The organism is Zarconia sp., assembly GCF_057467645.1.
Genome location: NZ_JBRJXU010000080.1, coordinates 84012 through 97890, shown reverse-complemented (window position 1 = coordinate 97890; position 13879 = coordinate 84012). Strand labels below are relative to the sequence as shown.

The following is a 13879-nucleotide window of genomic DNA, read 5'->3' as shown; positions in this document are numbered from 1 at the left end:
CGACCCAATCAATCGCTCAAATAGGTATAGCTGCGGAGGCTGCGTTCGTAGTTCCCGAGTAACAGTTGGGAATCGGCAAAGTCAATTTGCCCCGCACTCAAAGCCCGTTCGCTTTGTTTGCGCAAACTTTCGAGTAAGTCTTCCCAGTTGTACTGCACGTAACCGAGAACTTCGGTCATCGTATCCCCTTTGACAACGTGTTCGATTTCGTATCCCGTCGGCGTGAGTTTGATATGCACGGCGTTGGTATCGCCGAAGAGGTTGTGCAAACTGCCCAAAATTTCTTGATAGGCCCCGACGAGGAACATTCCTAAATAGTAGGGTTGGCAACCGCCAGCATTGGACTGTTCGTCGGGACGCAAGGGATGAAGTTCGATCGCAGATTTGACCTCCAAGCGATCGATAAATCGATCGATCCGGCCGTCGCTATCGCAGGTTAAATCTGCAAAGGTTCCCCGTTGGGTGGGTTCTTCGTTGAGTCGGTGCAGGGGGGCGATGGGAAAAAGCTGCTCGATCGCCCAACTATCGGGAACGGATTGAAAAATCGACAGATTGATATAGTAAATTGAGGCTAAGGTATTCTCCAATTCCGTAAACTCGGGGGGTACGTCCTCTTGCTGGCGGGCGATGGCGAGAACTTTCCGACAGCAGGCCCAATACAACTGTTCGGCTTTGGCGCGTTCCCGAATGCTGACGTAGCCGAAGTTGAACAAGCTGATTGCCTCTTCTTTAAATTGAATCGCGTCGTGATAGGCTTCTTGATAGTTTTCCGGACTCATAGAGCGATAGGTTTCGTAGAAGTCCTTCAAAACCCGGTGTTCTTTGCCCGTACTGGGTTCGGGAGCTGTCGTTGGGGTTTCGCTGGTCCCGAGAACGTCGCATATGAGTACCGATTGATGGGCGGAAATTGCCCGACCGCTTTCGGAAATTAAGATGGGAACCGGTTGGTCTTTCTCCTCGCAGGCTTCTTTGACTTCCGCCACAATGTCGTTGGCGTAGTTTTGCATATTGTAGTTTTTCGAGGCGTGGAAGTTGGTTTTGGAACCGTCGTAATCCACGGCCAATCCGCCACCCACATCGAGATACTGCATATTTGCCCCCAACTTTGCCAACTCCACGTAGGTTTGCGCGGCTTCGCGGATGGCATCTTTGATGGTGCTAATGGAGGAGATTTGGGAACCGATGTGGAAGTGCAGGAGTTGCAAGGAATCGAGCATCCCGGCGGCTTCGAGGCGATCGACGGCTTCGACGATTTCCGGCACGCTCAAGCCGAATTTTGCCCCTTCGCCGCTCGAATGTCCCCAGCGGCCGCATCCCTGGCAGCTCAGTTTCGCCCGCACCCCCAAGACCGGAGAAATGCCGAGTTTTTGACTAGCGGCGATCGCCACATCCACTTCTTCAGGCTGTTCGATGACGATAATCGTCGTGTGTCCCAACCGAGAGGCCAGCATCGCCATTTCGATATACTCGCGGTCTTTGTAACCGTTGCAAATCAGCAGCGCACCGGGGGTGGTGAGGCAGGCGAGGGCGATGGTTAATTCCGGCTTAGAACCCGCTTCTAGACCGAACTTATACGGTTGACCGAATTTAACCAAATCTTCGATTAAGTGGCGCTGCTGGTTGCATTTGACTGGGAAAACGCCGCGATAGCTGCCCTCGTAGTTATAGCGGGCGATCGCCTTGGCAAAGGAGGAGTTCAACCGTTCGATGCGATCGGCTAAAATATCGGGGAACCGAAGCAGCAGGGGCAGTTCCAGGTTGCGTTTTTTCAGGGCTTTGACGAGTTCGTACAAGTCCAACGACCCGCCGCGATCGCCCTGGGGAGAGACGGTGATGTTACCGGCGGCGTTAATGGAAAAATAAGGTTCCCCCCAACCGCGAATCCGATACAGTTCTTCGCTATCTTCGATCGTCCAGTTTCTCGTTGTTTCCGGCGTCGTTTCTGGGGAACGACCGTTTTCGGCGAAAGTTGGGGTTTCGATTTGGGCTGCTGTCGGTTCTAAGGTCATGTCCTCGAATACTCCTCACGCTCGCGCCTCGGCTGGACGCGCATTCGTTAGACAGTGTATCTTATCTGACTCGATCGTAAAGTTGAGCGATCCGGCGGCCACGCCTAAAAACGTCGAGGGGTGTAGGGTGTAGGGTGTAGGGGAAGGGGGAATAGTTTCAGGTGTAGGACATGGAGTGTCGGTTTACGATCTCAAACACTCTACCCGGCACGAAAATTAGTCAACGGCCGTTGACCCCTACACATGGAGCTTAACAAACCGGCAATTTCCAAAACCAGTCACCAATGGGTGTGGAGTGTGACTTAATGAACAGCGAAAAAGACAAGATGTTGGCAGGTGAGTTGTACGACCCCCTCGACCCCCAACTGAGTGCCGAACGCCGATGTGCGCGGCTGTTATTGCAACAAATCAATCAAACCCGCGATGACGAAACCGACAAGCGAAATCGCCTCCTGAAAGAATTAATTCCCGCCATGGGACGAGAAGTGTGGATCGAACCCCCGTTTTATTGCGACTACGGCTACAACATCGTTCTCGGGGATAAGGTTTTCTGCAATTTCAACTGCGTGATTCTCGATGTGGCACCGGTTACCATCGGATCGGGGGTGTTACTCGGTCCGGCCGTCCAGATTTATGCCGCCACCCATCCCTTGCAAGCCTCCGTGCGCCGTTTGGGTTTGGAACTTGGAAATGCGATCGACATTGGCGATGAGGTTTGGATCGGTGGCGGTGCGATCGTTTGTCCGGGAGTGCGAATTGGCGCGCGATCGGTCATTGGTGCCGGTAGCGTGGTGACGAAAGATATTCCCGAAGGAGTCGTTGCCGTGGGGAATCCCTGTCGCGTTCTGCGTGAAGTGGAGAAATCTAGTTGAAATCTCAAAGTATAGCGCTACGCGAAGCGGGAACAGGGAACGGGGAACGGGGAACAGTAGACTCTCAGATAGTTTCAGGATTTATAAATGTCCTAACTAATTTGCGTAGTGCAATATATCAGCGAGTGTCGAGCGTCAAAATGATGATTGCGTTGGCACCGGTCTCTTGATTGCTAGAGGGTGGACGACTCGAGTTTTGACTCATCATCGATCGCACCGAATCTCTTCGGGTTGAAACTGTCCTTCCTCATCGAGTTGCCAGCTTCGTAAGTCGCCGGCACTCCCACCGGTCGCGGAAACGATAATGTAAGAATACTCCGGCCACGCCAACTGACGATCGCACTCTGAAGGAATCGCGGGGTGGTTGGGATGGGAGTGATAAATGCCGATCAGCGTTAGATCGCGATCGCGACAGTAACGTTGAGCCGCGAGCATGTCTTCTGGGGCGATGGTATACCGACGTTCTTGGGTAACCGGATTCTCTGCAGTTCGATCGAACTCCCGCGTTTGGGGGGCATCCACTTCCCAAGCATTCTGCGTTTCCCACACCTCGACGCACTCTTTTTGCGTTTCCCCCAAACAACCCAAGAGCAAACCACAGCACTCGTTGGGATAAACCCGTTCTGCATGGGTGCGAATGGCTTGGAGATGGTGCGCTTGGAGGTCGATCGTCATCGGAATTGGGGGATGGGGTGTAGGGTGTGGGAGAAGAGCGTCGAAACTGACACTGTCAATTGTCTATTGTCCGTTACACTCTCCCCCTGCCCCCGAAGCCCCATTGTCAATGGTCAATTTTCCATTGTCAATTCTCCATTAACCCCAAGTAACCAATAAGTCGTCATTACTCCTTTACCTTTGACTTCGATGTCGCCGCGTTTTTCCACGGTATATCGATCGCCTAGACGATCGTAAGTTGCCTGAGTGACTTGAATCCGTCCCGGTTTTCCCTGAGATTGCATCCGCGAGGCGAGATTGACATCGTGTCCCCAAACATCGTAAGCGAATTTCTGAGTGCCGATGACCGCACCGACGATGGGGCCGCCGCTATTGATGCCGATGCGCAGTTGGAGGGGTTCTCCACTCGGCCAAACAAAGTGTTGAATTTCTCGGTGCATATCCAGTGCCATATTGGCGATCGCTTCGGCATGATCTTGACGGGGGACGGGAACCCCACTGGCCACAAAATAAGCATCGCCGATCGTCCGAATTTTCTCGACCCCGTGTTCCTGAGTGAGGCGATCGAAGGTGGAAAATACACCGTTTAACAAACTGACAACCCGATCGGGCGGCATCATTTTCGAGGCGGGAGTAAACCCCACAATATCGGCAAAGAGAAAGGAAGCTTCTTCAAACTCCATGGGAGTCGCCCTTTGTGTTTGCTTCAACTCTTCGACAATCGTCGGGGGTAAAATATTTAACAGTAAATTTTCTGATTTTTCTTGCTCGTTTTTTAAGGCTTTTTGCAAGGCTTTTATTTGTAATTGATTAGCAACTCGAGCTAAAACTTCCTCTCCCTGAAAGGGTTTAGTAATATAATCAATCCCCCCCACATTGAATGCTTTAACTTTATCCCAAACTTCATCGAGTGCACTAATAAAAATAACGGGAATTTCTTGAGTTGTAGAATTAGATTTGAGCTGCTGGCAAACTTCGTAGCCGTCCATATGCGGCATATTGATATCTAGTAATATCAGATCCGGTAACTCAGCGCGAACGGCATTGAGAGCCATGGCTCCCGTGCGGGCTTTACCAACTTCGTAACCGCGATCGGTCAAAATAGTGGAGAGCAAGCGCAAATTATCGGGAAGATCGTCCACGATGAGAATATTCCCCGGTAATGCGTGGGCTTGAATGGCTGGCATGAAAAATTAATGAGAATGAGGTGGCGTACAGAAGATCGACCTCAAGACCTATCCGATTGCCTCCGTTTTATGGGGCAATTTGTCTTTCGCACCCGCACCCATAAATCGTATCTCAATTGAACGATCGCTGAAAAATGACCAATACCCTTCAGAGGTAAGTCATCAGCAGTAATCAGCGATCGCGAATCAGTCATTAGTAATCAGCGATCGCCGATCGCTAATCAGTTCGAGAGCATATCGCTCGAAAAATTTTTCAACTCTCTTTCTTGGAAAAAAGTCAAAATAAACTTTCATCGCAAGAACGATCTTAGCTTAACTAGAGGTCACACTGATGACTGATGACTTATTACTTATTACTTATTCCCGATCGCTGATGAAGATCGTATCTTTCGCACCCCGAGTCGAGTCTCGGGTTGTATCAACTCGATAATGCGATCGAACAAAAAGTTATTCGCCCAATCCACCAAACCATCGGCTAATTTGGCATCGGAGTCGGGAATGGCCTCCGCAAGTTGGACGATGAGATCGTCTCGACATTTGAGCGCTGCGCGATGCAGTTTTTCTACCCAATCCAGCGGCATTTTAGCCATCGAGGTCTGTAGGGCGCGATCGCTCTCGATTACAGGGGAATTGACCCGGCTGGGGCATCCCTTCTCAGTTTCCTCTTCGTAGAGATAACGCACCCCCAAATGTCGGGCGATGGTTTCTAAAAGCACCCCTTCCCGAAACGGCTTGTTGAGACAATCATCGCACCCTGCCGCGAGGATGGCTTGTCGCTCGTCATCGAAGCTACTGGCAGTCAGAGCAACGATCGCCGTCGCCGGTTCTTGAGACCGATCTTTAATCCGTTGGGTGGCCTCGTATCCATCCATCACCGGCATCTGCATATCCATGATGATGAGATCGGGTTTGTAACTCGAATGGAGTTCCACCGCTTCTCGACCGTTTCGGGCTTCGCGCACCAAAAACCCCAAACTCGTGAGTAATTCCACCAACACCAAACGAGCTTCCGGGCAATCGTCTACCACCAAAATCCGGTATTGGGGCAGATCCGGTGCTAAGGCGAGCGCTCTTCGCATTTGGGGGGGAGTGGAAACGGCCGATGGCGGAACCGACTCGATGGCAATATCAAAGGTAAATTTCGTCCCTTCTCCCACGGTGCTGGTGGCGCGAATTTCTCCCCCCATCAACCCGACAAAATTTTGCGCGATCGCCAAACCCAGACCCGTCCCAGTCCCGGAATTGCGACCGGTTTCCGTTTGTCCGAAGGGGGTAAACAAGCGACCGATTTCTTCGGGGGCAATCCCGGCTCCAGTGTCTTCCACCTCAAAATGAAGCCGACTTGTGGGGGTTTGGGGTAGCAGATCGTCCACCCTCCGGACTCGCAGGGTGACGCAACCGGTTTCGGTAAACTTAATCGCATTACCGAGAAGATTGATTAAAACCTGGCGCAATTTCCCCGCATCGATGCGTGCGTGTTGAGGAAGCTTCTCCCCGCACTCAAAAATGAGTTGTAAGCCTTTGGTGACGGCTTTGAGTTGGAGCATTTCGTGGAGATTGTCGAGCAAGCGGTACAAATCGTAATTCGTCAGGTTCAACGTGGTTCGCCCGGATTCGATTTTCGACATATCCAGAACATCGCCGATTAAGTCGAGCAGATGTTCCCCCGCCCGAGAAATAATCCCCAGATGTTGTTGGTGCTTCCCAGGGAGTGCGGTATCGCGACTCATGATTTGGGTAAAACCGAGGATGGAATTGAGCGGCGTGCGCAATTCGTGACTCATGCTCGCCAGGAAATCGCTTTTGGCCAAATTTGCCGCATCAGCCGCATCTTTAGCTAACTCAAACAGTCGAGATTGTGCCCGCAGGAGGACGTACATATCCAGCAATCGCCACTCTCGATCGACCCCGGCCACCACAATTGGTTCGTAAGCCAAAAACGTCGGCCGACTCAGGGCAATTTCCACTGCTTGTTCGATGGAGCTTTGATGGCTTAATAACAAGCAGCGAGTGGGATAAACATCCAATTCCAAACGATCGTTTAACTCTTGAATCGTGGCATCAAGTAATACTCGAATCGGACGTTTTAGGTATAACTCGATACCATAACGACGACCGATCCATTCAAAAAATCGTCCTCTGGGTAAAATTCCGATGATGCGATCGCGTGCCGTTACCATTACGCCGGGTAAATCGGGATTTTGGTGAAAGGCGGTTTCGATTTCCTCTCCAAAGGTGTTTTCGTCGACTTTAAAGTCGGAGGCGGGCAAATCTGCCAGGGTAGAGTGCAGAGTCAAATGAGAAAGTTGGTTCACGATCGGGTTGGACTTATCGAGTTACAGGTTTTTATAGGCTAAGTCGTAGATGCGCCACGCTGACTCGAAGGTCGGTCTCCTCAGAGATTGCCAATCCTTCAGTATTTGTACTGATGTTATCGATCGATATTAGCCTATTATTATAACGGAGACGATCGACGTTACAAATGATACGTTGACTTTTTCCTAAAGCTTCTATTATATTTAATTATTAACTAATGTCAACTTAACAGGATCTTAACTCCGAGATCCAAGCAAGCAAATTTTTAAATATCCACAAAGTTGACACAATTCTTAAATGGTAGAAGTTGCGAATCGCCGATCGAATGAGTCGGCTATTTATACTTTCTGGCTGTAGACAGACCGATCGAATTTCGAGCCGAGAGACTGTATTCCAAAGTGGGTTCGTTCGCGGGAAAAACTGTAATCCCTCTGAATACAAATTTTGAATATCAATTCAGCTCGATCGAGCGAGAAATCAAAAGAATGGGGATTGAGGTTTTTTAAAAATCCAGTAAAAACGTGAAATAACCAGTTCCTATGAGAAAAAACATTTCTGGCTCGATATTACCAGAACCTCAACTCGAGATAGACTTGCCAATCGGCAGGTCCGTCTCGAATCCGAATCACTTGGGTTGAAGTCCGAAGCAAACATCAAGAAGAGATCATTTGTTCGATCGAAAGGTTTTTTATGCAAGGTCTATCTACTATTTGCCAACAATGCCTGGAAAAACTCCGCTGGGCAATGAATCGTATGGAGATTTCCATTGAGACTCCTCAACTGCATCAACTGACAATGCTCATCGTCCAACCGATGACGGGACAGTGGCGATTTTTTCACACGCCGCAACATATTTTTGAAGTAGGTGGCGAGGACGATCCGATCGAAATCCTCGCCGCATTATTTCACGATATCGTCTACGTTCAAGTCGATTTGTGCATTCCCTTCAATCTCAGCGCCTATCTCACCCCATTCGTCCGCGAAGTCGGGGAAAAGCTAGCCATTCGCGAAGCCGCCGAACTCCCAGACGATCGCCTCTTTGAAGTCCTCCTGGGGATATTTGATTTTAAACCCGGTCAAATTTTAGAGACATTTAGCGGTCAAAATGAGTTTTTGAGTGCGATCGTCGCCACTAAAGCCCTAGAAGCGTTTTTAAGTTTCGAACAACTGGTTCGCATCGCCGCCTGTATCGAACTAACGATTCCCTTTCGCGGATTATCTGCGAAGAATCAAACCCCTGCCGAGCGCCTGCACCAGCGCTTAATTGCCCTCAACAAGCGTTTCGAGTTGGATTTGACGGGGCGAGATCTCGTCGAAGCCACTAAAAAAGCAGTTCGCGTCAGCAATCGCGATGTCCTCGGGTTTGCCGATTCGACCGCTCATTTTTTGGCCAATACCTGGAATTTACTGCCCGAAACCAACCACAATCTGATGGGATCGAGTGCCTATACCGTGCGCGACTATCGAACGGCCTTGCAGAGGATGGAAGCCTTCATCAGTCATCTCAAACCCGAAGGAATTTTCAATCAATTTCAGGGAGAACCCAACTCGCAAAAATATCAGTTTCTTCAAGAGAAAGCACGACAAAATCTCGAAGTAGCCAAACTCTACTTAGTCAGCAAGCTCGTGACGATTGCCACCATCGAATCACTCTCTTATGCCTTGGGCTTGAACGTTCCCCTGGCCACGATTATGGGCATCCATCCGAATCTCGGGACGCGAGGCATTCGCTTGGAAAACTTCATTCCTCAATCGAGGCAAACTTATAACCCAACCACCAAGCTTGAATGGCAGGTACTCAACTTTTTAGAAAAGGGACGCAAAGGACGGGGGAAAAACGAAGATTACGATCTCGATAACTCGCCTTTGGCGACGTTTTTGGTGAGATCCCTCGGGTTTAGTGAAATTCGCTATCAGAGCGAGCGAGCTAAAGGCTTTTTCGATCGCAAACTTTCCGCCAAAGAATTTCTCGGGGAATTCGATCTGGGCACGATCGAAACCATCGTCAAGGCAATCTCATCGATGTTTGACGCCCAAAAAAATGCGATGAATCGCTGCTACTCGACCCTGCAATCTTTTTCCAAAACGCAACTGATTTCTCAAGTCAATATGCGAGGGGATTTCCAAAACTATTCCTCGACTCAGAACGCACAGGTCTGAGAGGTTGGCGATCGACTGAATTTGATAAGATACCTGGGGATTGAAATTTGACGGTCTTAGAGCCAGTTCGGTTCAATACCGACAGTCTGCCGTGAGGGTCGCTGGGAAAGAGCCTTGGAGAACGGGTTAGCGCGTCCAATTCTCACGAATCCTCCCAACTCGATCTCAAACCCCGATCTCCGATTTAGATAACATCGTTAAATCCCCCGAACCAAGACCAAACAAGCATCATAATAAGCCAATATTTCCCCATCCCTTTACCGTTCGCCATCGAGCCACTCACAGCCACTCTACAACCCGAGTATGACCCTGATTTTAACCAACGATGACAGCATCAACGCGCCGGGAATTGCCGCCCTGCGAGAAGCGGTGCGCGCCCTGCCCCAAAAAGCGATCGTCGTCGCCCCGCAAACGCCCCTTTCAGGATGCGGGCATCAGGTGACGACGCACCATCCCATTCCCGTGGAAAAGCGATCGCCCACCGAGTATGCCGTTGGCGGCATGCCAGCCGATTGTACCCGACTGGCACTGTACCATCTTTGCCCGGAGGTGACGTGGGTGCTCTCGGGTATCAACGCCGGGGGAAATATGGGGGTCGATCGTTATATCTCCGGAACGATCGCCGCCGTTCGAGAAGCTTCCTTTCACGGTATTCCCGGCATCGCAATTTCCCACTACCGCAACCGCTCGAAACCCATCGACTGGCAGTTAGCGGCGCGGTGGACGGCGGATCTTCTCCCCAAATTGATGCAGAATCCACCCGAACCTTACAGCTTTTGGAACGTAAATTTACCCCACCTGGATGGGGAGCAACCGGAACCGGAGGTGGTTTTTTGCGCTCCGAGTAACGAACCCTTGCCGCTCAACTATCGCATGGAGGGGGAGAGCTTTCACTACGTTGGGGATTACCAACAGCGCGAACGCACTCCTGAAACTGATGTTGATGTTTGTTTTTCGGGCAATATCGCCGTCACGAAAATTCGGTTGTGTTGAGTCTAGCAATCGTGGGGTGTCTCACTTCCAGGTTTCGTAGTGCAGACGATCGAGCGAGCAACGGGATACCATACCCATCCGGCAAGGGGTTCGTTCCTAGAAACGACCCGAGCGCCCTTCGAAATCGCTCAAAGGGCGGGGATTGATGTCTCTAGCGGTTTCCATGGGTGCGAGCTCGACCCGATTTAATGTTATCGAGTATGTCGCTCCAGCGCACTCCCTCTAAATCCGGTAAGATGACGTGAGCGGCCCCCACTCGCTGGTAGGGCCCGAGTCCGACGACCCACATTCGGGCATCCAGGGCAGCCTTCACCCCCGCTCGAGCATCTTCGATGGCGATGCATTGGTTTGGAGGTAAGGCAATTTGTTGGGCGGCATAGAGAAAGACATCGGGAGCGGGTTTAGGATTGGGAACGTTGTAGACGTTGGTAATGGCATCGATCCAGTCCGTTATACCAAGTTGCCGGGTGACGAGTTCGACATTGCGACTGGCAGAGGCAATCGCGATCCGTATGTCGTTCGATCGCAGTTCTTGCAACAAATCCAAGACTCCGGGAAGGAGATGGTCTTGGGTCATGGTTTGGATAAATTCGAGAAAGTAGCGATTTTTGCGATCGAGCATTTCTTCAACGATCGCCTCATCCAAAGTGCGATCGCCCAGAATCGCCATCAGCGAGTCTCGACGAGACAGACCCCGTAAAGCTTCGTTAGCTTGGCGATCGAAAGGAATGCCTTCCTCGTCGGCGAGTCGCTGCCAGGTTTGGTAGTGAAATTCGATCGTATCGGTTAACACCCCGTCCATATCAAAGACAACCCCCCGAATGACGATCGGTTCGGAATTGGGGATGGGAAATGGGGATGCGGGCATAGCAGTGGTGCGATCGACTTCAGCTCGAATGGAACTCAATTAACCTACCAAAAAAATGCGGAAGTTTGATGTTTAGGTGTGGAGAGTGGTGGTAGATGCGGTGACGTACCCTCGCCGATCGCGATCGAAGTGAGGTCATTCCTTTGTGCTGGCTTCTTCCTTCCGATTTTTCCGGTCTTTTCGGGCTAACTTTTGATGAGGAATGGGTAAATAAACCGTAAACGTTGTTTTTCCGGGAATGCTAGCAAATTCAATTTGACCTTGATGGCGATCGAGAATTTTCCGCACGATATCGAGGCCCAAACCACTGCCTTCTCCTGGGGGTTGGGTGGTAAAAAACGGATCGAATATTTTCGATTGTATTTCTAGTGGAATTCCCCGACCGCTATCGGTCAGATCGACCTGGATGCTGTTTTCTTGACAAGCCACATCCAGGCTCAGGGTTCCTCGATTATCCATCGCTTGCAAGGCATTGTGAACCAGATTCATCCAAATTTGATTGAGTTCGTCGGGATACCCGAAAATTAAAGGAATATGTGATGGGTAGTTGCGAACGACTTCAACACCATTTTGGAGTTTATTTTGATACAAATTCAGAACGGTTTCGATGCCGTCGGTAATGCGGACTTTAATTTTTTCGCCGCTAGATTCGTAACGGGTATAACTTTTGAGAGCAAACACGACTTTAGCTGCCCGATCGGTCGCATTCATGATGGTGCTCGTACTTTTTTTTAAAACGACAAACTTATAAGCAGTATTTAATATATTGTGACTTCTCGAGTCTTCGATTAGCGGTAAAAACACGTTTACTTTTTCTTCTTCATAAATGCCTAAATCTACGAGAATATCTGCGATGGTTTCAGCAGAGTTCAGATTATAGTCTCTAATTTTTTTTGTTAAAGCACGTTTAATTTTGCGTCGTTCTCGACTCGATACATTATCGATATCAGCATTAGAATAGTGCAATAATTTGATAAAAATAGATTGATACTCTAACGGAAGACCGTTAAAAAAATGAGGTAACTTTTCTAGACTTTGGTTCAGGAAAATGTTAATATTATCTACAGAAGCACGAATCGCGCCTAAAGGTGTATTCACCTCATGAGCAACCCCAGAAATTAGCTGTCCGAGAGCTGCCATTTTTTCCGATTGAATGAGTTCGTCTTGTGTTTCTTGAAGACTCTCGAGAGTATTTTGGAGTTCTTGGGTGCGCTGGGCAACTTTCGTTTCTAAGTTTTGAGAATATTCCTCTAACTGTAAGTTGGCGTCTGCGAGTTGTTCGTTGGTTTCTTCTAACCGATCGTTGGCAATCTCCAGCTTCTGGTTGGTTTTCTCTAACTGCTGATTTGCCTGTTTGAGTTTCCATCGATCGTGATAGTTGGCGGTCAAAATCGCCGAGGTGCTCAAAGCCAGTAGAGGTGAAAAGACGGGAATCATCCAACCCATGAGAAAAGCCAAATAGCTACCAGTTCCCAGACTGCAGCCAGAGATGAAAATGAGGACGATCGTACCCGCCAAATAAGGATTTCGCCAGCGCATTTGCAGCAAGCGCCAACTCCCCGCCGCGCCGACGAAAGACCAAACGCCGATCCAAAACCAGTTAACCGGTGCCCCCCAGACTTTGAGCATCGGGCGACCGTCGATGGCAGCACTCAAAAGCTGGCTGGTTAAATTGGCGTGAATCGCGACACCGGGAACCCGTTCGGGGGTCAGTAGGGTTTGATTGTAGGGTGTGAGGAAAATATCTTTGAGGCTATCGGCCGTTGCACCGACAAAGACAATACGATCGCGCATCAAATCCGAGGGGATGCGGTTGGCGAGAACGTCGGTCATTGAAATGGTATCGAAGCGATCGATACCGCCGCGAAAATTGAGTAAAATCTGGTATCCGCCCTTCTCCTTGCCGACATACCCTCCTTCGTTCCCCTGTAATTGTCTCAGTACCAGTTGTCCCACCCGATACTCGTTAGGACGGGGATTGGTGAATTCGAGATCCTCTTGGTCCAGAGAATCGAGATAAATCCACGCCAGCCTAGCACCGAGACCCTCTCGGACGTTGCCATCTTCTCCTTCAACCCACACTAATCCCCGACGCACTTTTCCATCGGCATCCTGCACCAGATCCGATGCACCCACCTGTCCTAACTCCGCTAACTTTGGGGCTGGGGGAACCCTTTCTCCACCCACCTTTTCGATGCCGATGAGGGTGGGAGTCGACTCGAAAACCTGCACCAGTTCCTGATGACCGGGTTCGACAATCAAATCTCGGTAAATATCGACACCGATGGCCACCGGTTCTCGAGCTTTAATATTCTTAAGTAATGTGGCCATCACCCGATCGCTCATCGGCCATTGTCCGAGATTGCCAATATCTTCTTCGCTAATGGTGACGATGGTGATTCGGGAGTCGTTGGGTTCTGCCGGACGCAGTTGAAAAAAGCGATCGAGGGTAGCCCATTCCAGTAGTGCAAACGTTCCAGCCTGAGCGCCGAAAGCCACGAGTCCTGCCACCGCTGGGGCAATTGTCAAAACCCCGCGCCAGTGACCGATTCGTTTTTTGAGACTGTTCCAGATCGGGTGGGTCATGGATATCGTATCGTTTGGGATGTCAGACGGTCGAAGATGTACCCCAAGTGCGATCGTTTGAGTGCAATTATGATTTTGGGCGATCGATCGGTTGCAATGTTTGCAGCAGTTAAATATGTTGGGTGAATAAGCAATCCACCCAACATTCTCTAAGATCGATCCAGCGACACCATCAAACTTTTTTAACTATTTTAAACGGGAAAATTTAAATTT

General features: G+C 49.9%; 9 protein-coding genes. 3 read left to right on the top strand and 6 right to left on the bottom strand.

Annotated features, from left to right (window positions below):
- Positions 1–8: 8 nt before the first annotated feature.
- Entirely contained in the window at positions 9–2009 is a 2001-nt protein-coding gene (gene speA / locus AC2215_RS12195; RefSeq protein ID WP_486810275.1) for a biosynthetic arginine decarboxylase, read from the bottom strand.
- Between the two features lie 305 nt (positions 2010–2314).
- Here speA and AC2215_RS12190 point away from each other — a divergent pair, with 305 nt between their 5' ends.
- Positions 2315–2881 (top strand): sugar O-acetyltransferase, encoded by a 567-nt coding sequence (locus AC2215_RS12190; RefSeq protein ID WP_486810274.1) that lies wholly within the window; start codon positions 2315–2317, stop codon positions 2879–2881.
- Positions 2882–3085: 204 nt separating this feature from the next.
- Here AC2215_RS12190 and AC2215_RS12185 read toward each other — a convergent pair whose 3' ends face one another.
- The 3 genes from AC2215_RS12185 to AC2215_RS12175 form a co-directional block, all read right to left on the bottom strand.
- A complete protein-coding gene (locus AC2215_RS12185; protein ID WP_486810273.1) occupies positions 3086–3556 on the bottom strand; it encodes a M67 family metallopeptidase in 471 nt (156 codons plus the stop codon).
- Between the two features lie 113 nt (positions 3557–3669).
- Positions 3670–4743, bottom strand: a complete 1074-nt coding sequence (locus tag AC2215_RS12180) for an adenylate/guanylate cyclase domain-containing protein (RefSeq protein ID WP_486810272.1) — start codon at positions 4741–4743, stop codon at positions 3670–3672.
- A gap of 353 nt (positions 4744–5096) precedes the next feature.
- A complete protein-coding gene (locus tag AC2215_RS12175) occupies positions 5097–7058 on the bottom strand; it encodes a response regulator (RefSeq protein ID WP_486810271.1) in 1962 nt (653 codons plus the stop codon).
- A gap of 691 nt (positions 7059–7749) precedes the next feature.
- Here AC2215_RS12175 and AC2215_RS12170 point away from each other — a divergent pair.
- Together AC2215_RS12170 and surE are read left to right on the top strand one after the other, a co-directional pair.
- Positions 7750–9219: a hypothetical protein gene (locus AC2215_RS12170; protein ID WP_486810270.1), complete on the top strand. Its 1470-nt coding sequence runs from the start codon at positions 7750–7752 to the stop codon at positions 9217–9219.
- Positions 9220–9522: 303 nt separating this feature from the next.
- The gene (gene surE / locus AC2215_RS12165) at positions 9523–10212 is read left to right on the top strand and encodes a 5'/3'-nucleotidase SurE (RefSeq protein WP_486810269.1); all 690 of its coding nucleotides are present in this window, start codon (positions 9523–9525) and stop codon (positions 10210–10212) included.
- A gap of 151 nt (positions 10213–10363) precedes the next feature.
- On the opposite strand, the gene pgmB is transcribed toward surE, so the two are convergent.
- Both pgmB and AC2215_RS12155 read right to left on the bottom strand, forming a co-directional pair.
- The gene (gene pgmB / locus AC2215_RS12160) at positions 10364–11119 is read right to left on the bottom strand and encodes a beta-phosphoglucomutase (RefSeq protein WP_486810268.1); all 756 of its coding nucleotides are present in this window, start codon (positions 11117–11119) and stop codon (positions 10364–10366) included.
- Positions 11120–11215: 96 nt separating this feature from the next.
- Positions 11216–13666 (bottom strand): CHASE2 domain-containing protein, encoded by a 2451-nt coding sequence (locus AC2215_RS12155; RefSeq protein WP_486810267.1) that lies wholly within the window; start codon positions 13664–13666, stop codon positions 11216–11218.
- Between the last annotated feature and the right edge of the window lie 213 nt (positions 13667–13879).

What these genes read in the sequence shown, in the direction of transcription:
- AC2215_RS12155 (WP_486810267.1), bottom strand. Translation starts at nt 13,666, where the DNA reads ATGACCCACCCGATCTGGAACAGTCTCAAAAAACGAATCGGTCACTGG.
- AC2215_RS12185 (WP_486810273.1), bottom strand. Translation starts at nt 3,556, where the DNA reads ATGACGATCGACCTCCAAGCGCACCATCTCCAAGCCATTCGCACCCAT.
- AC2215_RS12190 (WP_486810274.1), top strand. Translation starts at nt 2,315, where the DNA reads ATGAACAGCGAAAAAGACAAGATGTTGGCAGGTGAGTTGTACGACCCC.
- AC2215_RS12170 (WP_486810270.1), top strand. Translation starts at nt 7,750, where the DNA reads ATGCAAGGTCTATCTACTATTTGCCAACAATGCCTGGAAAAACTCCGC.
- speA (WP_486810275.1), bottom strand. Translation starts at nt 2,009, where the DNA reads ATGACCTTAGAACCGACAGCAGCCCAAATCGAAACCCCAACTTTCGCC.
- AC2215_RS12180 (WP_486810272.1), bottom strand. Translation starts at nt 4,743, where the DNA reads ATGCCAGCCATTCAAGCCCACGCATTACCGGGGAATATTCTCATCGTG.
- surE (WP_486810269.1), top strand. Translation starts at nt 9,523, where the DNA reads ATGACCCTGATTTTAACCAACGATGACAGCATCAACGCGCCGGGAATT.